This is a genomic window from Mycetocola manganoxydans (genome assembly GCF_003667545.1).
GTDB classification, from domain to species: domain Bacteria; phylum Actinomycetota; class Actinomycetes; order Actinomycetales; family Microbacteriaceae; genus Mycetocola_A; species Mycetocola_A manganoxydans.
Genome location: NZ_RCUV01000006.1, coordinates 150,216 through 170,670, shown reverse-complemented (window position 1 = coordinate 170,670; position 20,455 = coordinate 150,216). Strand labels below are relative to the sequence as shown.

17 protein-coding genes are annotated in these 20,455 nt (G+C 65.8%); 4 read left to right on the top strand and 13 right to left on the bottom strand.

The features are described 5' to 3' along the window. Positions 1-29: 29 nt before the first annotated feature. The 8 genes from D9V29_RS06385 to sucC form a co-directional block, all read right to left on the bottom strand. Positions 30-1,847 carry an ABC transporter ATP-binding protein gene (locus tag D9V29_RS06385; protein WP_121672501.1) on the bottom strand — a complete coding sequence of 606 codons (1,818 nt, stop codon included), beginning with the start codon at positions 1,845-1,847 and terminating at the stop codon, positions 30-32. Beyond that, on the bottom strand, positions 1,844-3,721 hold the full coding sequence (locus tag D9V29_RS06380) for an ABC transporter ATP-binding protein (protein ID WP_121672500.1): 1,878 nt from the start codon (positions 3,719-3,721) through the stop codon (positions 1,844-1,846). Before D9V29_RS06380 ends, D9V29_RS06385 begins: the two co-directional genes overlap by 4 nt. 369 nt (positions 3,722-4,090) lie before the next feature. Continuing rightward, positions 4,091-5,305 (bottom strand): dimethylargininase, encoded by a 1,215-nt coding sequence (gene ddaH / locus D9V29_RS15200; protein WP_121672499.1) that lies wholly within the window; start codon positions 5,303-5,305, stop codon positions 4,091-4,093. A 43-nt stretch (positions 5,306-5,348) separates the two neighbouring features. Further along, entirely contained in the window at positions 5,349-6,938 is a 1,590-nt protein-coding gene (gene purH, locus D9V29_RS06370) for a bifunctional phosphoribosylaminoimidazolecarboxamide formyltransferase/IMP cyclohydrolase (RefSeq protein WP_121672498.1), read from the bottom strand. A gap of 3 nt (positions 6,939-6,941) precedes the next feature. Beyond that, positions 6,942-7,556 (bottom strand): phosphoribosylglycinamide formyltransferase, encoded by a 615-nt coding sequence (purN, locus tag D9V29_RS06365; RefSeq protein WP_121672497.1) that lies wholly within the window; start codon positions 7,554-7,556, stop codon positions 6,942-6,944. Positions 7,557-7,607: 51 nt separating this feature from the next. Continuing rightward, positions 7,608-8,885 (bottom strand): cell division protein PerM, encoded by a 1,278-nt coding sequence (locus D9V29_RS06360; RefSeq protein WP_121672496.1) that lies wholly within the window; start codon positions 8,883-8,885, stop codon positions 7,608-7,610. A 99-nt stretch (positions 8,886-8,984) separates the two neighbouring features. Continuing rightward, positions 8,985-9,872, bottom strand: coding sequence for a succinate--CoA ligase subunit alpha (sucD, locus tag D9V29_RS06355; protein ID WP_121672495.1), 888 nt, complete (start codon positions 9,870-9,872; stop codon positions 8,985-8,987). A 15-nt stretch (positions 9,873-9,887) separates the two neighbouring features. Beyond that, complete coding sequence (gene sucC, locus D9V29_RS06350; protein ID WP_121672494.1) at positions 9,888-11,051, bottom strand: ADP-forming succinate--CoA ligase subunit beta; 1,164 nt, start codon at positions 11,049-11,051, stop codon at positions 9,888-9,890. A gap of 156 nt (positions 11,052-11,207) precedes the next feature. On the opposite strand from sucC, the gene D9V29_RS06345 reads away from it, so the two are divergent. Beyond that, positions 11,208-11,975 carry an oxygenase MpaB family protein gene (locus tag D9V29_RS06345; RefSeq protein ID WP_229790491.1) on the top strand — a complete coding sequence of 256 codons (768 nt, stop codon included), beginning with the start codon at positions 11,208-11,210 and terminating at the stop codon, positions 11,973-11,975. On the opposite strand, the gene D9V29_RS06340 is transcribed toward D9V29_RS06345, so the two are convergent. Genes D9V29_RS06340 through D9V29_RS06325 form a run of 4 tightly spaced genes read right to left on the bottom strand, consistent with a single transcriptional unit; the run spans position 11,956 to position 17,057 of the window. Continuing rightward, positions 11,956-13,176, bottom strand: a complete 1,221-nt coding sequence (locus D9V29_RS06340; RefSeq protein WP_121672492.1) for a low temperature requirement protein A — start codon at positions 13,174-13,176, stop codon at positions 11,956-11,958. The genes D9V29_RS06345 and D9V29_RS06340 overlap by 20 nt on opposite strands. Positions 13,177-13,192: 16 nt before the next feature. After that, positions 13,193-13,609: an aspartate 1-decarboxylase gene (gene panD, locus D9V29_RS06335; RefSeq protein ID WP_121672491.1), complete on the bottom strand. Its 417-nt coding sequence runs from the start codon at positions 13,607-13,609 to the stop codon at positions 13,193-13,195. Further along, positions 13,609-16,005 (bottom strand): ATP-dependent helicase, encoded by a 2,397-nt coding sequence (locus tag D9V29_RS06330; RefSeq protein WP_121672490.1) that lies wholly within the window; start codon positions 16,003-16,005, stop codon positions 13,609-13,611. The genes panD and D9V29_RS06330 overlap by 1 nt, the downstream gene beginning before the upstream one ends. A gap of 35 nt (positions 16,006-16,040) precedes the next feature. After that, positions 16,041-17,057, bottom strand: coding sequence for a glycerophosphodiester phosphodiesterase family protein (locus D9V29_RS06325; protein WP_121672489.1), 1,017 nt, complete (start codon positions 17,055-17,057; stop codon positions 16,041-16,043). A 162-nt stretch (positions 17,058-17,219) separates the two neighbouring features. On the opposite strand from D9V29_RS06325, the gene D9V29_RS06320 reads away from it, so the two are divergent. Then, positions 17,220-18,020 carry a Bax inhibitor-1/YccA family protein gene (locus D9V29_RS06320; RefSeq protein ID WP_121672488.1) on the top strand — a complete coding sequence of 267 codons (801 nt, stop codon included), beginning with the start codon at positions 17,220-17,222 and terminating at the stop codon, positions 18,018-18,020. A gap of 87 nt (positions 18,021-18,107) precedes the next feature. Further along, positions 18,108-18,764, top strand: a complete 657-nt coding sequence (locus D9V29_RS06315) for a pentapeptide repeat-containing protein (protein WP_121672487.1) — start codon at positions 18,108-18,110, stop codon at positions 18,762-18,764. Positions 18,765-18,770: 6 nt separating this feature from the next. Here D9V29_RS06315 and D9V29_RS06310 read toward each other — a convergent pair whose 3' ends face one another. After that, positions 18,771-19,325, bottom strand: coding sequence for a CGNR zinc finger domain-containing protein (locus tag D9V29_RS06310; protein ID WP_121672486.1), 555 nt, complete (start codon positions 19,323-19,325; stop codon positions 18,771-18,773). Between the two features lie 91 nt (positions 19,326-19,416). On the opposite strand from D9V29_RS06310, the gene D9V29_RS06305 reads away from it, so the two are divergent. Then, positions 19,417-20,370, top strand: a complete 954-nt coding sequence (locus tag D9V29_RS06305; protein ID WP_121672485.1) for an EamA family transporter — start codon at positions 19,417-19,419, stop codon at positions 20,368-20,370. The last annotated feature ends 85 nt before the right edge of the window (positions 20,371-20,455 follow it).

Below are 20,455 nucleotides of genomic sequence, written 5' to 3'. Positions count from 1 at the left end.
CCGCACGTGAGGGCGCTTGAGCGCGAACGCTAGACCAGTGAATCCCGCCAGGCGGCGTGCAACTGTGCGAACCGTCCCGTTCCCGCGATGAGGTCACGCGGCGTCCCGTCCTCCACGATCCGGCCGTGTTCCATCACGAGCACCCGATCGGCGATGGCAACGGTGGACAGCCGGTGCGCGATGATCACGGCGGTGCGATCGGCGAGGAGGGTTTGCAACGCTTCCTGCACGAGCCGCTCGCTCGGGATGTCGAGCGACGCCGTCGCCTCGTCGAGGATGAGCACAGCCGGGTCAGCGAGGAACGCACGGGCGAACGAGATGAGCTGGCGCTGGCCGGCCGACACCCTCCCTCCGCGCTTGTTGACGTCGGTGTCGTACCCGTTCGGAAGCGAACGGATGAACTCGTCGGCACCGACCGCCTTCGCGGCCGCCGTGATCTCGTCCGCCGTGGCATCCGGTTTGCCGATCGCGATGTTGTCTGCCACCGAACCGGAGAACAGGTAGGCCTCCTGTGTCACCATGACGATCGCGCGCCGAAGATCCTTGGGGTGCAGCTTGCGCAGGTCGACGCCGTCGAGGGTGACGGAGCCTTCCGTCGGATCGTAGAACCGCGAGATGAGCTTCGCGAGCGTGGACTTGCCCGCTCCTGTCGACCCGACAAGGGCGATGGTCTGCCCGGCCGGCATGTCGAGGGTGAAATTCGGGAGCACGACCTGGTCTCCCTTGTATGCGAACGTCACGTTGTCGAAGTTGACGTGACCGCGTGCCTTCCACAGGTCGACGGGTTCGGCCGGGTCAGGCACCGTCGGCTTCTCCTCCAGCACACCCGAGATCTTCTCGAGCGCGGCGGCAGCCGACTGGTAGGAGTTGTAGAACATCGCCATCTCCTCCATCGGGTCGAAGAACCGGCGGGTGTACAGCACGACCGCGAGGAGCGCGCCGATCGCGAGCGAGCCGTCGACGATCCGGAAGGCGCCGACGAGCAGAACAGTGGCGACAGCGACGTTGCCGATGAGGACGAGTCCGGGGTCGAAGACGCCGAAGAGCTGGATCACCCGGGCGTTGACGTCGCGGTAGTTCTCGACGAGCTGCCCGAACTGCTTCTCGTTGCGCTTCTCCTTGCGGAACGCCTTCACGGCACGGATGCCGGTCATCGTCTCCACGAACTGCACGATCACCTTGGCGGATGCCACGCGCGACTGCCGGAACAGCGTCTGGGATCGTTTCTGGAACCAGCGGGTGAGGAAGTACAGCGGGACGAGCGCTCCGAGCAGGACGAGCCCGCTTGTGCCGTCGATGAGGAACAGCGCGATCCCCGTGAAGAGCATGAAGAGGAACCCGGACACGAGCTGGTTGATGCCAGAATCGAGGAGTTCCTTGATGGCGTCGAGGTCGCTCGTCTGGCGCGAGATGATCCGGCCGGAGGTGTAGCTCTCGTGGAACTCGAGGCTCAGGCGCTGGGTGTGCAGGAACACTCGCTTGCGGAGATCGATGAGGATGGCCTGGCTGATCCTCGCGCTGAGGACCGTGTACCAGGCCATGAGCCCGGCACCGATGACACCCGTGATCAGGTAGAGGCCGACGATCAGGGACGCTGGCATCCAGTCATTCCGCTCGAGCACCGCGGGCAGGCCGCGGTCGATGCCGAACGCGATGAGCGCGGGGCCTGCCACTTGCGATGCCGTGGACACCACGACGACGAGCATCGTCAGAACGACACGCAGCCGCAGCGGGAGCAGAAGGGACCCGAGAAGCCGGAGCGACCGGGAACGGATCTGTGCGCTTTCCTGCTTGGTGAAGTCGTCGCGTTCCTCGCCCTCGACTCCAGAAACTGTGCTGGTGCTCATGCTCCCGCCTCCACGGTGTCTGTGTTCGCGGCCTCGTCGAGAGTCTTGTCGATCTTCTCCGCGGCCTCGCGCCGTTCTTCGTCTTCGAGACTCGAGATCACGAATTTGTAGTGCTCGCTGCTCAGGAGAAGCTCACTGTGCCGTCCGACAGCCGTCACCCTGCCGTTCTCGAGGAGCGCCACCCGGTCGGCGAGCATCACCGTCGATGGCCTGTGTGCGACGATGAGCGCTGTCGTCGAGGCGAGAACACGCCGCAGCGCGGCCTCGACGAGCGCTTCGGTGTCGACGTCGAGGGCTGAGAGCGGGTCGTCGAGCACGAGCACGGCAGGTTTCGCCGCGACAGCACGGGCGAGGGCGAGTCGCTGGCGCTGGCCGCCGGAGAGGCTCAGCCCTTCTTCACCGACCGTCGTCTCGACGCCGTCGGGTAGATCGCGCACGAAGTTCGCCTGCGCGATGTCGAGTGCTTCGTCGAGCACGGCGTTCGCTTCTGCACTGTTCGGGTCGAGGTCGCCTCGACCGAGAAGGATGTTCTCGCGAACGGATGCCGAGAACAGCGTCGCGTCCTCGAACGCCATCGCGATGTGCCTGCGGAGTTCATCCCGTGTGAGATCGCGGACGTCGACACCGTCGAGCGTCACAGCGCCACCGGTGACGTCGTACAAGCGGGTGGTGAGCGCGGTCAGCGTGGACTTGCCCGATCCGGTGAGCCCGACAAGCGCCATGGTCTCCCCCGGCTCGAGCGTCAGTGTCACGCCGTTCAGGAGGTCGGGGACATCCGCGGGAGAGTCCTGGTACCGGAAGTGGGTGTTCTCGAAACTGAGACGCCCGCGGACGTCGGCGATCGTCGTGGGGTTCTCGGGATCGGTGATCGTGTTCGGGGTGTCGAGGACCTCGAAGAAACGGTCGGTGGCTGAGCGCGTGTCGAATGTCATCGAAAGGAGGAAACCGATCGACTCGATCGGGAAGCGCAGCACCGTCGCCGTCGCGAAGAACGCGAACAATTGCCCGACGGTGATCTCACCGGTCGAGGCGAGCCAGACGCCGGTCAGCAGACACAGCGCGAAGGCAACGTCGGGCAGCAACAGCAGCCAGAGCCAGATCCCGGCGATCGCCTTGGCTTTCTCGATCTCCGTTCCGCGCAGGCTCTCCGCCTGGGATTCGAAATTGCGCAGGGCGTACGTGCCGCGTCCGAATGCCTTGAGCACCCGGATGCCGTGAACCGATTCCTCGACGGCGGTCGCGAGGTCGCCCGCCTGGTCCTGACTGCGACGGGCGATGATCGAGTACTTCTTCTCGAACACGAAGCCGTAGATCCAGATCGGCACGGCGAGGACGAGGAAGATCAGTCCGAGCAGCCAGTGCCAGTAGAACAGCACGACGGCTCCGATGACGACGGTCACCGCATTCACGACGAGGAGCACGAGACCGAAAGACAGCCAGCGCCGGATCAGGTTGAGGTCGCTGACGGCACGCGACAGCAGCTGGCCGGACTGCCACCGGTCGTGGAACGACACCGGCAGGTCCTGCAGCCTGGCGTAGAGAGCGTTGCGCATTCCGGCTTCGACGTAGGTGCCCGGCTTGAGCACGAACCACCGGCGTAACGCGATCATCGCCGCCTCGAGCACACCGAGACCGAGCACAGCGAGGACCGCCCACCAGATCTGGGAGGTGTCTCCCGTCGAGAGCGGCCCGTCGACGAGGCTCTCGAGGATCAGCGGGATACCGAGAGCCACGAGACCGGCCGCAAGGGCAGCGGCCATGCCGAGCGAGATGCGCGGCAGTGCCTTGCGGGCGTACGGCAGGATCCGCCAGAGCGCTCGAGCGGTCGACAGCTCGGACTGGTGGGACTTCTTGTCGTCAGGGTGACGAGACATGAGAAAACTGGTCTTCCTGCGCGGTCACAGTTGACAGCGCTGCAGATACCCGGAATGGGATGCGTTTCCCCGGGGGAACGCGAAACGAAGAGAGAGGATTCCGACTTTCAGGAATCGAACACGGGGCGTGCCACAGCGCGGGGGTTTACCGGCCTAGGATCCGGCCGGTCGGCGCCCGGAAAAGGCGCTCTGGATTGTGACGCCGGTTCTCGCCGCTACTGGTGTCGGCGTGCTGGAATACGTCATGACAATCCTCCTCGAGCCCGTTGAGCGTGTCCTCAACTGCGTCCGCGACTCGGCAGGAACCGGACCGCGACAGCCCTCAAGCCTATTACCGAGGGCGTGTGGGAGGCAAGAACTTTTCGGGAGCTATCGCACCCGTACGGAGAGGCAGGTCACGCATCCCTCGAGCTTTTCGAACTCGCTGATGTCGACGGGAACAACGGTGTAGCCGCGATCCTCGAGAAGGGCGACCGTTCCCGGCGCTGAAGCTGAGACGAGGAGCGTGTCCTCGCTGAGCACGACGACGGCGACGCCTTCCCGCTCAGGGACCTCGACGAAGTGCGGGAAGAATGCTGGGTCGTCGACCAGATCCCGGTGCCCGAGGATGGTGCCGTCCGGCAGAGCGGTGACCGTTGTCTTGAGATGCAGGGCACGGGTGACCGGAACGACGACGACCGTGTATCCCAGCCCGGTGGCGATGGCGCGCAGTTGACGGATGCCGTCTGCGTTTGTCCTGCTTGACCGGCCGACGTACAGGGTCGAACCGACCTTGAGCACATCGCCGCCCTCGAGGGTGCCTGGGCTCATGATGCGTTCGATCGAGAGCCCGAGGTCCTGGGCGGTCTGCTCTGCGGCGTCGTTTTCTTCCCGGCGGCTCTTGGCTCCCGGGCGCGTCACGACGGCGGTGTTCCCGAGCAGCACGAGGGTGTCTTCGACGAAAACGGAGTCCGGCAGAGTGTCAGCGAACGGTACTTCGCGTGTCGTCCAGCCGTTGTTCTCGAGGGCGGCGACATAGCCGTCCCACTGCTTGTCAGCGAGCTCGGTGTCGACGGCGGTGCGTTCGAGGTGGGTGAGCTGTCCTTCGGCGAGGTTCCCGGCCGGCATCCGGACGAGAGCGATGCGACGCTCGGCGCTCTTCTCGGTTCCGCGCCGGAAGCCGATCACCCGGTTGTAGACGGCGCGGCCGACGGTCGCCGCGAGGATCGATGCGACGACGACGTAGACGCCATTGAGGGTCAGGAACGTGCCCCACAGGTAGGAGATGGTGTCAGCGTCGATCGCGAACCCCTGGGCAACGGTGGAGATCCCGGTGCCGACGAGGCACGCGACGATGCCTGTGAAGAACCCGGAGGCGAGCGCCGTGTACCAGCGAGTGAAGCCGCCGATCAGAGCGAAGACGACGAGCAGGACGATCGAGAACAGCGTGGCGAGGAAGTAGAAGTCGCTGACCTGGGGCAGCGTCGTCGGCTGATACTGCTGCGAGACGAAGAACAGAAAGACGCTCGCGGCGTGGGTGAGGACGGCAACGCTCAGGGCGGCCAGGAACGAGGAAACGAGCCGGCGGCCCCACGAAAGTGTCATGGGCTTCAGCCTAGCGGCCAGTGACTGAAGCCCTTCACCAGCCTCAGTGGAAGAAGTGGCGCTCCCCGGTGAAATACATCGTCACCCCTGCGGCCTGCGCCGCAGCGATGACCTCGGGGTCGCGCACGGATCCACCCGGCTGCACGACGGCGCGCACTCCGGCGTCGAGAAGCACCTGCAATCCGTCGGCGAAGGGGAAGAACGCGTCGGAGGCCGCGACCGAACCGGCAGCCCGGTCACCGGCCCGGGTGACCGCGAGGTGGCAGGAGTCGACCCGGTTGACCTGTCCCATTCCCACACCGACGGATGCCCCGGCGTGAGCGAGCAGGATCGCGTTCGACTTCACGGACCGGCACGCCTTCCAGGCGAAAGCGAGGTCGGCGAGTGTCTCGGCGTCGGCCGGTTCACCGGATGCGAGCGTCCAGGTCGAGCTGACCGATTCGCGGGGGAAGCGGTCAGCCTGCTGCACGAGGATGCCGCCGGAGACCTGCTTGGCCTCGAGCGGTTCGGGAGCGAAACCGTCAGGCAGCTGGAGAAGACGCAGGTTCTTCTTGGTGCGAAGCACGTCGAGCGCGTCTTCGTCGAACCCGGGGGCGACAAGGACCTCGGTGAAGATCTCACGGATGGTTTCGGCCATCTTGAGGGTGACCATGCGGTTCGCCGCGATCACTCCACCGAAGGCCGAGACCGGGTCGCAGGCGTGGGCGCGGCTGTGCGCCGAGGCGATCGCATCCGGTGCCTTGGGTGCCGCAACGGCGATGCCGCAGGGGTTCGCGTGCTTGATGATCGCGACGGCCGGCTCACTGAAGTCGTATGCCGCTCGCACGGCAGCGTCTGCGTCGACGAAGTTGTTGTAGCTCATCTCCTTGCCACCGAGTTGCGTCGCCTGGGCGATGCCCTGCCCGCCCGCACGCAGGTACAGCGCCGCTTCCTGGTGCGAGTTCTCGCCGTAACGGAGCACGTGGGCGATCTCGGCCTGGATGGTGAGCGATGCGCCGAATCCCTCGGCCGTGTCCGTGAACCATCCGGCGACCGCGGTGTCGTACGCGGCCGTGTGCGAGAACGCCCTGGCGGCGAGCTCCCTGCGCTGGGCGAGGCTGGTGCCGCCCGCCTTGACCGCTTCGATGACTTCTCCGTAGCTCTCAGGGGAGACGACGATCGCCACGTTGGGGTGATTCTTCGCGGCAGCGCGCACCATCGCCGGGCCGCCGATGTCGATCTGTTCGACGACATCGTCGTTCTCTGCCCCGCTCGCCACCGTTTCGACGAAGGGGTACAGGTTGACGACAACCAGCTGGAACGGCTCGACCCCGAGGTCGTCGAGCTGCTGTTCGTGTGACTCGAGGCGCAGGTCGGCCAGAAGACCAGCGTGCACGGAGGGGTGAAGCGTCTTCACCCGGCCGTCGAGCGACTCGGGGAACCCGGTGACGGATGCGACGTCGGTGACGTCGAAACCGGCATCCCGGATGGTCTGTGCTGTCGACCCCGTCGACACGATCTCGACGCCAGCGCCCGCGAGCGCGCGTGCCAGATCGATGAGTCCGGTCTTGTCGCTGACCGAGATGAGTGCTCGCTCAATGGGAACGATGTCACGTTCGCGGTAGAGGCTTCTGTCGTGGCTGGGGCCTGCCATGGTCTACTCCTTGATTGATGCGGGAAGAGGTCTCGTCGACAGTGCGCCGAGGTCGAGTCCGTTGGCGATGTCGAGGACCGTCTGCACGAGCAGCCGACGTTCGACGGGTTTGATGCGTTCGTGGAGGTCGTGTTCGGTGTCGCCCGGGAGGACGGCGACCCGTTCCTGGACGATGATCGGGCCCTGGTCGACTCCGTTGTCGACGACGATGATGGATGCCCCGGATTGATCGACCCCTGCGCGAATCGCATCCCGGACGCCGTGTGCTCCCGGGAACTCTGGGAGGTACGCCGGGTGGGTGTTGATCAGGTGCGGAGAAAGCGCGTCGACGACCCCCGGTGGCAGGAGCCGCATGAGCCCGCTGAGGACGACGAGGTCGGGATTCCAGACCCGGACCTGCTCGAGAAGCGCCTCGCCCCACGCTTCCCGCGATTCGTAAGAGCTGTACGGCACGAGGAAGGTCGGAACCCCGAACCCTTCGGCGTGTGACAGTCCCGGCGCTTCACGGTCAGCGCCAACGGCGATCACGCGCGCCGGGTACTCAGCGTCTGCAGAGGCTTCGAGGAGCGCACGGAGGTTGGACCCCGTGCCCGAGATCAGCACGACGATTGAGAGCACGTGCCGATTCTACCGGTGGCGCGGGCCAGGCACCGGCCAGATGTCGGAGCGCTACCGCACTCGTTCCGCGGTCCTCAACGGGGAGGCCGCGGGGGCCGCTTCGCGCCGGGTGTTTCCGGATGCCATGCCGATCGCGGCCGCGATCGCTACCTCGATGGCGCAGAAGGCGCCGACCAGGACCGGGTTCGGGCCGACGACGGCGAGCCGTCCGGGGCCGATCGCACCACCGGAGAACCAGGCCAGGAGTCCGAGAATCACCCCGGCGACCAGGCCGATCCCCGCTGCAGCGATGAGAAGCCGGGCGACGAGCGGCCGCCCCGCGAGAGCCGCGACAAGGCGGGGGCGAACGAGAGATGCCGCGAAGAAACCGATCAGGACCGGGACCAGCAGACCCACGAATCCGAATGCGAAGTCCCCGCTGGGGATCGCACCGAGGATCGGCAGCCCCGGCACAGGCCCGACGACCGTGTTCACCGGTGAGATCGCGCTGCCTGCTCCGAGCGCGAATCCGGGGCCGACGAGCCAGGAGGCGGCCCAGAGTACGAGGTTGGGGATGAACGCCAGTTGCGCGAGCGTCGTCGCCGCTCCACCGATCCCTCCGAGCTGAGACCCCTGGTACAGGCTCGTCACCACACCGAAATTCGCGAGGATCAGAACGGCGAAGAGCACCGCAGAGACGCCGACGATTCCCGTGACAGCGGCGACGCCACCCCGGAGTGCGGCGGCGGCCACGGCCCGGTCGGTGCGGTCGAAGCGTTCGTCGAGGCGATCCTGTATCCCGGCCAGGAACCGCCCGGCCGCTCCTTCGCGGCCAACCGGGATCCGGTGCATTCCTCGGACGACACCGATGGCGAGGCCGAATCCGTAGACGAGCAGCGGCAGGAGAAGCGCCTGCGGGAGCGATGGCCGGAGAAGTTCGCCCTGTGCACTGAATGCCGCGAGCGCGTTGAGGACGAGCACGGTGACGAGTCCGGAGAGAACGGCGGTCTGCCAGTAGCGCGTCGCGGCCGCGCGGATGCCGGCGCGGGCTCCCATGATCACGGTGAACCCGGTGAGGACGAGCGGCGCGATCGTCACGGGAAACGGATCACTCGCCGCAGCGAGACCGGTGGCCGCGACGACCTCGGCAGGCAGAGTCACCGAGAGGTCGACGCCGTTGCTGAGGAGCCAGATGTCGACGGCGCCTTGCCAGAACAGCGTCCAGTCGAGCGAGAACCCCGCTTCGACAGCCCAGAGGATGGTGAGGGGCACGAGGGAGATACCGATGCCGATGGCGACGGTGATGAGCGCCTCGAGCGCGGCGAGCATGGCGACTGTTGTGCGGTTCATTCGACTCGAAGTTTAGCTGGCGTCCCTGTCGCAGCCGGGTTGAACACGACGAAGGGCGGCAGTTTCCTGCCGCCCTTCGGTGATTTTCGTTCGAGCCGGTTACAGTCCGGCGATGATCTCGCGCATCAGTCGTGCGGTTTCGGACGGCGTCTTGCCGACCTTGACGCCTGCTGCTTCGAGAGCCTCCTGCTTGGCGGCTGCTGTCCCGGCGGAGCCCGAGACGATGGCGCCTGCGTGGCCCATGGTCTTGCCCTCAGGAGCGGTGAAGCCTGCGACGTAGCCGACGACGGGCTTGGTCACGTGTGCCTTGATGTAGTCGGCCGCGCGCTCTTCAGCGTCACCGCCGATCTCACCGATCATGACGATGGCCTTGGTCTCAGGGTCCGCCTCGAACGCGGCGAGCGCGTCGATGTGGGTGGTCCCGATGATCGGGTCTCCGCCGATGCCGATGGCGGTCGAGAAGCCGATCTCGCGCAGCTCGTATATCATCTGGTAGGTCAGTGTTCCCGACTTCGAGACGAGGCCGATCGGGCCCTTGCCGGTGATGTTCGCCGGGGTGATCCCGACGAGGGCTTCGCCCGGTGTGATGATGCCGGGGCAGTTGGGGCCGATGATCCGGGTCTTGTTGCCCTTCTTCTGCGCGTAAGCCCAGAATTCGGCCGAGTCTCCGACGGGTACGCCCTCGGTGATGATGACGAGCAGCGGGATCTCGGAATCGATCGCTTCGATGACGGCGTCCTTGGTGAAGGCGGGCGGCACGAAAGCGATCGACACGTCGGCGCCGGTCTTCTCGATCGCCTCAGCCACTGTGCCGAAGACGGGCAGTTCGACGTCACCGTGGAGAACGGTGGTGCCTGCCTTGCGTGCGTTCACGCCGCCGACGACGTTGGTGCCCGCCTTGAGCATGAGGGCGGTGTGCTTGGTTCCTTCGCCGCCGGTGATGCCCTGGACGATGACCTTGGAGTCCTTATTGAGGAAAATTGACATGTTTCGTTCGTCCTTTTACTTCGAAGCCAGCTCGGCGGCCTTGTCGGCGCCTTCGTCCATGGTTGCGGCGAGGGTCACCAGCGGGTGGTTTGCCTCGTTGAGGATGCGTCGGCCTTCTTCGACGTTGTTGCCGTCGAGGCGAACGACGAGGGGCTTGTTGGCCGCTGAGCCGAGTTCGGCGAGCGCGCCGACGATGCCCTTCGCGACCGCGTCGCACGCGGTGATTCCGCCGAACACGTTGACGAAGACACTCTTGACCTGGGGGTCACCGAGGATGACGTCGAGTCCGGCCGCCATGACCTCTGCGGATGCTCCGCCGCCGATGTCGAGGAAGTTCGCCGGCTTCACGCCGCCGTGGTTCTCTCCGGCGTATGCGACGACGTCGAGGGTCGACATGACGAGGCCGGCGCCGTTGCCGATGACGCCCACTTCGCCGTCGAGCTTGACGTAGTTGAGGTCAGCGGCCTTTGCCTTCGCCTCGAGCGGGTCCGCAGCGTCCTTGTCCTCGAGCTTCGCGTGCGAGGCGTGACGGAAGTCGGCGTTCTCATCGAGCGTGACCTTGCCGTCGAGGGCGATGATGTCGCCCTCCTCGGTGAGGACGAGCGGGTTGACCTCGACGAGCGTCGCGTCCTCACCCTTGTAGACGTTGTAGAGCTTGACGAAGACGTCGGCGACCTTGTCGACGAGTTCGGCCGGGAAGTTCGCTGCAACGGCGATCTCGCGCGCCTTCGCGGCGTCGATGCCCTCGAGCGGGTCGATCTCGATGCGAGCGAGCGCTTCGGGCCGCTCGACGGCGAGGACCTCGATCTCGACTCCACCCTCGACGCTCGTGAGCGACAGGTAGGACCGGTTGGCCCGGTCGAGCAGGACCGAGAAGTAGAACTCCTGGGCGATCCGGGCGCCGCCGGCGACCATGACGCGCTTGACGACGTGACCCTTGATGTCGAGGCCAAGGATGGCCTGGGCTGCTTCGAATGCCTCGTCTGGGGTCTTGGCGACCTTGACTCCGCCGGCCTTGCCGCGGCCTCCGACCTTCACCTGGGCTTTGACGACGACGACGCCGCCGAGCTTCTCAGCGGCAGCGCGCACCTCCTCCGCCGTTTCCGCGACGATGCCCGGGAGCACCGGGACCTCGTATTTTTCGAACAGGTCTCGTGCCTGGTACTCGTAAAGATCCACGTGGGTTTCCGTTCCGCTGGGTGTGATGCTGGTGTTCGCGTTGGCGATCCCGGCGTGAGGTATCTCGACGCCGAGAGAAATATGGGCCGCTTCCACTCTACTTCGTTGCGGCGAAGCGCAGGCACGCCTCTGTCGAGCTCGACTACAGTGGCCCGCGTGAGTACCCTGCGCGAGACCGGAGGCGACGCCATCCTTGTCGCCGGCGGCGCTCGCGCCATCCTGCTTCAGATAGCCAACCCCGCCGTCGGCGCCGGCGTCGCCGCCCACAGCGACTTCTCGGCGCGGCCCCTGGACCGGCTGCACGGCACCCTGATGTACTGCTACGCGCAGGCCTACGGCACAGACGCGGACCGCGCGGCCGTCGCCAGGCGTGTCAACACAGCACACGGCCCCGTGTCGGATGCCGCAGGCGCTGCCTCCCCCGCTTATTCCGCTTTCGACCCCGCACTCCAGCTCTGGGTCGCGGCGACGCTCTATGACACAGCGGTGCAGATCCACGATCTCGTCTTCGGCCCGCTTCCCGCCCCGGCAGCAGATGAGCTCTACCGCGAATACGCGGCGCTCGGCACCGGCCTGCAGATGCCCGCCGAGCTCTGGCCGGAGACCCGCTCGGACTTCCGGGCCTGGTTCGACGCAGAGGTCGACCGGCTCGATGTCACACCGGACGCCGCCCGCGTGGCCGCACAGCTGCTCACCCTCGGCCAGGCTCCGCTGTGGCTCCGGGCGTCGCTGCCCGTGGTGCGGCTGGTGACGGCGGGGCTGCTTCCTCCGCGCCTCCGGGAGCCGTTCGGTTTCCGCTGGACCCCCCGGCAGCAGCGCCGCTTCGCCCGGATGCTCCGTGTCGTGCGCGTGATCTGGCCGGCGGTTCCCCGCGGCATCCGCTTTCTGCCCGTGCGTTATTACCTCAGGCGGCTCCGGGGCTGACGCTCTCACGCGTACGTCTGCGGTGGCTGACGTGGTCGGAGACGACGACGGCCACGAGGATCAGGTTGGCGAGCCAGCTCAGGAGCAGAGGAGCGATCGACGAGAACGTGAGCGCGAGTACGAGAAGCGCGGCGGCACCCGCGAGGTGGGACTTCAGCCACCGGAGGCCGACGGCGTGCTTGAACAACAGGTTGCCGAGAAGGTAGACGATGCTCGACCCGCAGATGAGTCCGGCGGTCCAGCGTTCGAGGCCAGGGCCCTCGTCACCGCCGAGCGGATGGACGAGCACGATCTCGTCCGCGACGGCCGTCAGGAGGATGCCGACGACCAGGAGGATCGGGATGTAGGTGTACGCGGCGCGGGCGACGACACCGGGCCGCGACGATTCGCTGATGTAGTCGCTTCCGTGTTCCTGGCCGTGGTTGAAGTAGAGCAGCCACATGAGGACGGTGCTCGTGAACGCAGCGAGAAAGGCGAGCGCATCGAGCGGCCCGAGGTTGCCGTCGGCGAAGGAGCCGCCGGTGATGAGGATGGACTCGCCGAGGACGATGATGAGGAAGAGGCTGACGCGTTCAGCCATGTGTTCACCGGAGACGTTCCACGAGTCGACATCCGATCGCCCGAGTCCCGGAACCGCGAAACGGAGCCGGGGCCCCGCCATGTCGATGATCACGGCCGCCAGCCAGACCCAGAGTCGCGTCTCGTCCGGCACGAACGCGCCGCTGATCCACAGCACACTCGTGCCCAGATTCCAGACGATGATCCGCAGGTAGTTGCGGTAATTGTCCGGCCGGGCACGCCGGAAAGCGAGGGCGGTGAAGACACTCCGGCCGAGTTGGAGGGTCACCATGGTGCCGGCGAAGAGAAGTGCGCGATCCCCGAAGGCTTCGGGGATCGCGCTCGACATCAGCACTCCGAGGAGCATGAGGACGAACAGCATTCCCCGGACCCGGCTGTGCTCGGGGTCGAGCCAGTTGGTCACCCAGGTGGTGTCGACCCAGACCCGCCAGACGGCGCCGATCAGGATGAGTGTCTGCGCGAGGGTGAGTGCGTCCTGGTGTTCGATCAGGGAGTGTGAGATCTGGGTGACCGCGAAGACGAAGACGAGGTCGAAGAACAACTCGACGAAGGTGACCCGATGGGCGGCGTCGCCTTTCTCTGGCCGGAGCAGTCCGCCGCGTGATTTCGTCGAACCGCTCATCGTGTCGAATCCTGCTCTATGCCCGGAGAGCGTGCGGCGGAGACTCAAGCCCGCCGACGACGGCTTCGGCCGGGTCGCTGCCGACGGCGATGATGCGGTTGTTCCCGTCGACGTGGACGACCCGGGGAACGAGGTCGCGGGCTTCGTCAGTGCTCATCTGCCCGTAGGCGATGAGGATGACGGTGTCTCCGACGGCGACGAGTCGCGCGGCTGCCCCGTTGATGCCGATGACGCCGCTGCCGCGCTCCCCCGCGATCGTGTACGTCTCGAGTCGGCTTCCGTTCGTCACGTCGACGATCGACACCAGTTCACCCGGCAGGATGTCTGCCTCGTCGAGCAGGTCGAGGTCGACAGTGATCGAGCCGACGTAGTGCAGGTCGGCGTGGGTGACGGTGGCCCGGTGGATCTTGGCCGTGAACATGGTGCGGAGCATCAGATTTTCTCGATCGGTGCGATTTTGATGAGGAGTTTCTTGAACCCGGCGGCGTCGAAGGCGACATGGGCGATGCGCTTCGCCCCTTCACCGGTGACCGACTGGACCCGCCCTTCACCGAAGTCGGTGTGGCGGATGCGGTCGCCGGACGCGAGCTCGAGGTCTCCGTTGTTGCGGACCTGGTTCGTGATCCGGTTGGGCCAGTCGCGCTTCTCGGTGAGCGGGCGGTTCGACAGTGCGTCACCGGTACCGCCGGTCCACTTGGACCGGTTGGCGTTGAGCGCGCGCGGCTGGCTGCCGCCGCGAGAGTTCGCCATCCCCGGTGACTGTCGCCATTCGATGAGTTCGGCGGGGATCTCCTGCAGGTACCTGCTGGGCATTGCGACGGCGGTCTCGCCGTACTGGGCTCGCGTCATCGCGAGCGAGAGGAAGAGTCGCTTGCGCGCGCGGGTGATGCCGACATAGAACAGTCGTCGTTCTTCAGCGGGTCCGCCCGGTTCGGACGCAGACATCCGGTGCGGCAGGAGGTCTTCTTCGATTCCGGTCAGGAAGACTGCGTCGTATTCGAGGCCCTTCGCCGTGTGCAGAGTCATGAGCGACACGGTTCCGCTGGAGTCGTCGAGGTCATCGGCAGCGGCGACGAGTGACACCTCGGTGAGGAAGTCGACGAGTTCGCCATCGGGGTTGTTCCGCTCGAAGTCCTTCGCCACGGCGATGAGCTCTTCGATGTTCTCTGCGCGAGCCTCGTCCTGAGGATCGCGGGATGCGCGGAGAGCCTCGATCAGGCCGCTCTTGGTCACGAGCAGGGTGAGGACGTCAGAGACCTTGCCTTCCGCGACGAGCTTCTCGCCTTCGTCGAGCAGTGCCGAGAGAGACAGGATGGCGTTCGTCACTTTGGGCCCGAGTCCGAGTCCCGTTGCCTCCCGCATCGCTTCACGGAAGCTCAGGCCGTTGTCCTCGGCGAAGCTGAACAGTGCGGTCTCGGTGGCCGGACCGATGCCGCGCTTCGGGGTGTTGAGGACGCGGCGGAGCGCGAGCATGTCTGCGGGGTTCGCGACCGAGATGAGGTACGCCATGGCATCCTTCACCTCGGCGCGTTCGTAGAACTTGGTGCCACCCATGATCCGGTACGGCAGAGCGGACCGGATGAAGATTTCTTCCAGGGCACGGGTCTGGGAGTTGGTGCGGTAGAACACCGCGATGTCGCTGTACGCGGTTCCCGCGAGGTGGAGTTTCTCGATCTCGTCCGCGACGAACTGGGCTTCGTCGTGCCCGGAGTACCCGGTGTACCCGACGATCTTCTCCCCGTCACCGACGGCGGTCCACAGTTTTTTGTCTTTGCGGTCGAAGTTGTTGGCGATCACCGAGTTCGCGGCGGTGAGGATGTTCTGGGTGGAACGGTAGTTCTGCTCGAGCAGGATGACCTTCGCGCCGGGGAAGTCCCGCTCGAATTCGACGATGTTGCGGATGTCAGCACCACGGAAGGCGTAGATCGACTGGTCCGAGTCACCGACGACGGTGAGGGATGCTCCGTTGCCGGACGCGACGAGGGCGTCGTCTTCGACGGTGGGCGGCCGGGTGAGTTCGCGGATGAGCGCGTACTGCGCGTGGTTGGTGTCCTGGTACTCGTCGACGAGCACGTGAGTGAACCGCTTGCGGTACGCAGCCGCAACCTGCGGGAATGCCCGGAACAGGTAGACGGTCTGGCCGATGAGGTCGTCGAAGTCGAACGCGTTCGCTGCCGTCAGCGCCCGCGTGTATGCCCGGAAGATCTGGAGGAACGCCACCTCGTTGGGGTCGTCCATGTTGGCGTTTCGGGCGTAACTGTCGACATCGGCGAGTTCGTTCTTGAGTTTCGAGATCTTCGCCGACACGTTCGCCGGGGTGAACCCGAGAACGTCTGCACCCTGTTCCTTGATGATCCGTTTGATGAGCACGCGCGAATCGGACGAGTCGTAGATGGTGAAGTTCCGCGTGAAGCCGAAGTTCTCGGCTTCGCGACGCAGGATCCGCACACACGCGGAGTGGAACGTCGAGATCCACATGCCCTCCGCTGCTCCGCCGACGAGGGCACGAACACGCTCCCGCATCTCTGCAGCGGCCTTGTTGGTGAAGGTGATGGCGAGGATCTGGCTCGGCCAGGCCTCGCGGTTCTCGAGCAGTCCCGCGATGCGGCGGGTCAGGACACTCGTCTTGCCTGAGCCGGCACCGGCAACGATGAGGAGCGCCTGCCCGCGGTACTCGACGGCCTCTCGCTGTTGCGGATTGAGTCCGTCGAGAAGCCGGCTCCCAGCGTGCTGCTTCTGGTCACCAGCCCCAGGGATGGCGGCGGTCTTCCACCCGTCCATGATGACCGGGGTCGCTGAGTGCGTGTCTGGGGTAGGAGTGCTCGCCATATCGCTTCCAGTTTAGGCCGGGCATCCGACATCCCTCACCGATCGAGCGCGTCCCTCGCCGCCACGCCGAGATCCGGGTGGTCGCAGAACACACCATCGACACCGGTTCGGAGGATCGCGTCGAACTCCTCCTCCCAGTTCCCGAACGACTCCGGTGGTCCATCGGACCGAAACGGCTTGCGGAGAAACCTGTTTTCCGGCCGGAGGGTCCAGGTGAAGACGGTGAGGCCGCGAGCATGTGCGCGCTCCACGAGGTCGTTGGTCGAGCCGTCGGAGGAGAACAACAGCGACTTGTCCACACTGATCCCGTCGATGACCTGGTCGGCGGCGAGCCCGTCGAGGCCGGGATCGGTCAGCGATTCAGCGTATTTCGGAGCGTCCTTGCCGAGCGCGGCGACGGCGTCGAACGGCCGCCCCTTCTTCTCGAGAAGGTAGATGTATGTCGCTCGCATTCCCCGGGCGGCGAGCTGGTGCAGCACCGTCCGTTCGAACGCTTCGACGATCAGACCGCTTCCGTCGGCGTACCGGGTTCCGGCCAGGTCGGATGCCAGCAACTCGTCGAGCGGAAGGCCGGCGTTCTCGAAATAGGTCGCGTGTTTGATCTCGGCCACCATCCCGATGTCGCGGCCCGACTCCGCCGATGCCCTGTCGAGAATGTCGACCAGGTCCCGCAGCCGCAGGATGCCGGACGACCCGTCGAAACTCGCGCTCGACGGGCGAACCGCAGGGATCCGCTCTTTTACCCGCAGCGTTGCGAGTTCGTCCCAGGTGAAGTCCTCGGTGAACCAACCGGTCATCTCGGCGCCGTCGACGATTTTGGTTGCGCGGAGCGAGCTGAACTCCGGCCGGTCGGCGACATCGGTGGTGCCGGAGATCTCGTTTTCGTGGCGGAGAACGAGAACCCCGTCTTTCGTCGCGACGATATCCGGCTCGACGGCATCCGCCCCGAGCGCGAGGGCGAGATCGTAGGACGACCGTGAGTGCTCCGGACGGTATCCGGGGGCGCCCCTGTGGCCGATGATGAGCGGCGAAGCCTGGCCGGGAGCTGTCATGACCCGAGCCTAGTTCGCGGGGATCCGGATCATAACGATGCGCTTGGAATACCCCTGATGTCCACAGCGTTTTCCAGTAAAGACCGCTAGATTGGACGAAGGTACCGCTTCGCGGTCCGACCACATTCCAGCCGTTACGACTGAGAAGGAAACAACGTACACATGGCATCGAACAACCCGGCGTTCAGAAACCCGGCATTCACGCAGCCAAACGCACTCGCCGTTCAGACCGCGAGCGCGACCGAGCTGCAGGACATGTACAACCGCCCGGCAGCCGGACCCGTTCAGGCCGACCGGATGACCGTCGAAGACACCGTCATGAAGAGCGGGATCGCCTTCGGCGTTCTCGTCGTCGGCGCTGTTGCCGGCTGGGCGCTCGGAGCGGTCATGCCCGCCCTCGTCTTCGGTGCGGCGATCATCGGTTTCATCCTCGCGATGGTCAACATCTTCAAGAAGGAGCCGTCCGCTCCGCTGATCCTCGCCTACGCTGCGGCCCAGGGCGTGTTCGTCGGTGGCATCTCGTACATCTTCGAGAGCATCGCTCCCGGCATCGTCATCCAGGCTGTTCTCGCCACCCTCACCGTCGTCGGTGTGACCCTGGCGCTGTTTGCGAGCGGCAAGATCCGCGCGTCGAAGAAGGCCACCAAGGTCTTCATGATCGCGATGGTCGGGTACCTCATCTTCTCGCTCATCAACGTGGGCATGCAGATGTTCGGCCTGACCGACAACCCGTTCGGTCTCCGTGGCGAAGACATCGCGGGCATCCCGATCGGCCTCATCCTCGGTGTGCTGTGCGTCATCCTCGGTGCTTATTCCCTCGTGCTCGACTTCGACTTCATCCAGAAGGGCGTGCAGAACCGGGCACCGCGCAAGTTCGGCTGGACCGGAGCGTTCGGCATCATGGTCACGGTCATCTGGCTGTACCTCGAGATCCTCCGGATGCTCGCCATCACGCGCGAGTAGTTCCCCTGAATATCCAACCCCCGCCGACCGGCCCAGCCGGCACGGCGGGGGTTTTTCTTCGCCAGCCACGCACGTCAGGACGCACGAATGAAATCCCGCACCCAGCCACCACGGATCGATGCGCTGCGCAGCGTTGTGCGCGAGGAAGGCGACGCGGCATCCGTCGACGCAGACGGAGACCTGGAACTGGAATCGTTCACCGGCGTCGACTTCAGCGGCCGTGACCTCACCGGCCTGACCCTCAGGGAGTGTGCGCTCGACGGCGTCGACTTCGACGACGCAAACCTGCGCGGCGCCCGGTTCATCGAGACGACGCTGACGGGCGTGAACGCCCCCGTGCTCCGGATGTCCCGCTCGAGCCTGCGCGATGTCGTGCTCGAACGGTCACGCCTCGGCTCAGCCGAACTCTTCGATACGACCTGGAACTCCGTCCGGGTCCGCGGGTGCAAGCTCGGCTACGTGAACCTGCGCGGTTCGTCGCTCGCCGACGTGATCTTCGAGGACTGCACGATCGACGAGCTCGATCTCGGTGGTGCGACCCTGACCCGCGTGGCTTTCCCAGCCACCACCGTCAAGACTCTGGATGTCACCAGGGCCTCGCTCAAGCATGTCGACCTGCGCGGTCTCGACTTCCGGGCCGTTCACGGGCTCGAGGGTCTCGCGGGCGCGACGGTCAACGACGTGCAGGTCACGGAGTTGGCACAGCTCTTCGCCGCCCAGCTCGGCATCATCGTCGAGGGCTGAGCGGACTCACGCGCCGCGCAACCGCTGCCGATACGCCGCGACGTTCATCCGGTTGCCGCAATTGCCGACGTCGCAATACCGGCGTGACCGGTTGCGCGACAGGTCGACGACGACGGCGTCGCAATCATCAGCGGCACACAGCCGCAATCGTGAGAGCTCATCGGCTCGCACAAGGTCGATGACCGCCATCGCCGTCTCCACCTGGGTTCGCTGAGCGACCGGGGCGCTGGGAGGCGTCGCATGCAGGTGCCAATCCCAGTCGCCGTGGCGCACGAGTTGCGGCAGCGCATCCGCTTCCCGCAGGAGCTCGTTGATCAGCTCGACGACACCGTCCCTGTCACGGCTCCACAATTGACGCAGGCGTGGTCGCAGTGCACGCATCTCGCCGAGTTCCTGCTCATCGCCGGCCCGGGAACCGGTGAAGCCGAACCTGTCGAGGAAGGCCACCACCTGCTCGGGCGTTGATAGTTCGTCTTCTCCGCTGTGCGAGGCGTGTGGCTCGGTATTGATGAGCGCGGCCGCCGTGGCGAGCGACACTTCGGTGTCATGTGCAAAGAGCATGTTGACTCCTGACGCGATTCGGGTTTACTGTCATGAGCATAACCTTTTTCACTCCTGACATGCACTGTCAGCGTTCCGGGCGGATCCCAGCATGACCACAGCACTGACCGACACGGATGCCGTCCGGCCCGCCTCACGCACGCAAGCGGCGGGAATCGTCGTCGCCCTCGTCTCGGCGTTCACCTTCGCCCTCAGTGGCCCGTTCGCGAAAGCGCTCATGGATGCTGGCTGGTCCCCCGGCGCCGCTGTTCTGGCCCGGGTCGGCGGAGCAGCGCTCGTCCTGCTCATCCCGACCCTGTGGATGATGCGCGGGCGCTGGCGTACCCTCCGCACGAGCGGATCCACGATCGCCCTGTACGGCGCCGTCGCCATCGCCGGTGCGCAGGTCGGCTTCTTCAACGCGGTGTCGTACATGTCCGTCGGCGTCGCCCTCCTCATCGAATACCTGGCACCGGTTCTTCTCGTCCTCCTGGTCTGGGCGCAAACGAGACGCCGCCCCGGCATCCGTACGATTCTCGGCACGATTCTCGCGGTGGTCGGCATGGTGTTCGTGCTGGATCTCACCGGCGCACAGACCGTGCACCCGCTCGGAGTGGCGTGGGCGCTTCTCGCCGCGCTGTCGCTCGCGACCTACTTCGTGCTCGGCACCCGGATCAGCGACGACCTCCCCCCGCTTGTCCTCGCCGGCGGCGGCCTCGTGATCGGCACGATCGTCGTCGCGATCTGCGGAGTGATCGGCCTGCTCCCGATGCAGTTCTCGACGGCGGATGTCACGATGATCGGCATCCGGACGTCCTGGCTCGTTCCCATCCTCGCCCTCGCGCTCATCTCGACGGTCGCCGCGTACGTCACCGGCATCGTCGCGACCGCTCGCCTCGGCACTCGCATCGCGTCGTTCGTCGGACTCTCGGAGGTCGTCTTCGCGGTGCTCGCGTCGTGGCTCCTGCTCGCCGAACTTCCCGGGCCGCTCCAGCTCGTCGGAGGAGTCGGCATCCTCGCCGGCGTCATCCTCGTGCGCGCCGATCGCTACGCGCCCGGTTCCTGACCCGAACGTCGAACCATTACCGGAGATCGCACGATTCGCAGGAGATTTCGGGCGAAACCCGCCTGTGAACCCTAGGATTCCCTGT